The sequence below is a fragment of the Streptomyces sp. SID3343 genome, assembly GCF_009865215.1.
Taxonomy (GTDB): Bacteria; Actinomycetota; Actinomycetes; order Streptomycetales; family Streptomycetaceae; genus Embleya.
Genome location: NZ_WWJX01000235.1, coordinates 1 through 1,928 on the forward strand (window position 1 = coordinate 1; position 1,928 = coordinate 1,928).

Annotated in this window: 1 protein-coding gene; it reads left to right on the forward strand. The window is 71.0% G+C overall.

The genetic code is table 11. The annotated features are described in order from the left end of the window. Window positions 1-403 precede the first annotated feature (403 nt). Window positions 404-1,834 (forward strand): glycosyltransferase 87 family protein, encoded by a 1,431-nt coding sequence (locus tag GT354_RS08500; RefSeq protein ID WP_237534515.1) that lies wholly within the window; start codon window positions 404-406, stop codon window positions 1,832-1,834. Window positions 1,835-1,928: the final 94 nt, after the last annotated feature.

The window sequence follows — 1,928 nt, forward strand, 5'->3', positions numbered from 1 at the left end:
ACGGGCCCGGCCGCGCTCGCCCCCGCGGCACGGCCGGCCGCCGGGTCGAACTGCCCCTCCGTGCCCGGCGGTCCGATCCGGCGCGCTCTGCCGCGACGGACCCGGAACAGCGCCCGACCGGATGGAAACTCGTCACCACCGACCCGTTACACCCCGCGCGCCCGCTCGCGTTGTCACGATCGCGGTGGGCGTCGTGGCGACCCGGGTAAAGCGGGCAAGCGCGTCGGAGCGAGCCGGTACTCTCGACGCTCAAGAACCGGTCGGACGGCCGACCTCGGACAGCCCCGCCCCCACTCCCGCGCGGGTGTGGCGACATGATCGCGCGGGCCGTGTGGATATCCTGACCCGGCGCCACCCGGCCAGGCGCCCATTGAACCGTGCAGTTGTGGAGTCCCCGACCGACATGTCTTTCGCCCGCGTGCTCGTGACCTCCTGCCGTGAGTTGCTCACGCTCGCGCCCCGTGTCCCCTTCGGGAGTCAGGCGGGTCGGGACTCCCGTCGGCCGAAGCGCGTGGCTGTTCTCGGCGGCGTCCTGCTCGTCCTGTCGGTCGGCGTGTGGATGCTGTGGACCTACCTCGGCCGCCGCGACATGTGGCACATGCTCGACCTGAGCGTCTATCACGACGCGGCGAGCGAGTTCCCCAAGGGCACCAACAACATGTACACCGGGGCCTTCGGAGATTGGGGCGAAACCGACCACAAGGGCCTGCCGTTCATCTACCCGCCGTTCTCCGCGCTGCTCTTCTATCTCCTGCTGCCCTTGGGCTTCGCCGGGCTCAAATGGTTCATGGCCGGCCTCAGCATGCTGTCGCTGTTCGCCGTGGTCTGGGCCTCGTGGGGAATGCTGGGCCACCGGCGCGGGGCGAGTCGGCTGGGGATCGCCGCGGCCACGTTCGCGGCAGTCCTGTGGTTGGAGCCGGTCGAGTGGACGCTGGTGTGGGGCCAGATCAACCTGTTGCTCCTGGCACTGGTCGTGGTCGACCTCGGGCAACCCGACAGCCGCCGGTTCAAGGGCATCGGCGTGGGTATCGCCGCCGGCCTCAAACTCACCCCCGCGATCTTCATCGTGTACTTGCTGATCACCCGCAGGTTCCGCGCCGCCGGCATCGCCGCGGGCGCGTTCGGCGCCACGATCGTGGTCGGCCTCGTCGGCGCGCCCTCCGCCTCCGCCTACTACTGGCGCAACCTCGTCGCGATCAGCGGCAAGGTCAACGACAAGCTGAGCGTCGGAACCCTCAACAACCAGTCTGTCCAGGGCATGTTCACCCGCATGCTCGGCGACAGTGGGGCCACCACCGCGCTGTGGCTGCTGGTCTGTGCGATCGTCGGCGCCCTCGGCCTGCTCGCCGCCGCGCGGGCCTCGCTGCGCGGCGACGAACTCGTCGGCGTGCTGATCACCGGGGGCCTGTCGCTGTTCGTGTCGCCCATCTCGTGGTCGCACCACTGGGTGTGGGTCGTACCCGCGTTCGTGCTCCTGGCCCACGCCGCGCTCACCCGCGGCCGGCGGCTGTGGTGGTGGCTCACCGGCGCGTTCTTCGTGTACTTCGCCGCGTGGCCGCTCAGACTCAACGAGTTCGGCCACTGGGACGGGTCCAAAACCCTCCAGCCATGGGGCCTGATCTGGCTCGTGCCGCGCGACGGTTCACGCGAGGAACACTGGACACCCGTCGAGTTCCTGATCGGCAACAGCTACCTCCTCGCCGGCATCGCGCTCACCCTGATCCTGGTGTGGCACATCCTGCGCGACCGCAGCCCGCTGCCGGTCGCCGCCGAGCCGGCCGAGGACACCGCCGCGGCCCGCGGCCCGGTGAGCAGCGTCTTCGGCGCGTCCTGAGACCGATCCCGCCCGCGCGGACCGACGCGGCGGCGGGCTCGGGGCCGACCCGGCCCGGCCTGGCGGCAGGCCCGAGACCGGCCCGCCGATAGGC

What these genes read in the sequence shown, in the direction of transcription:
- GT354_RS08500 (WP_237534515.1), top strand. Translation starts at nt 404, where the DNA reads ATGTCTTTCGCCCGCGTGCTCGTGACCTCCTGCCGTGAGTTGCTCACG.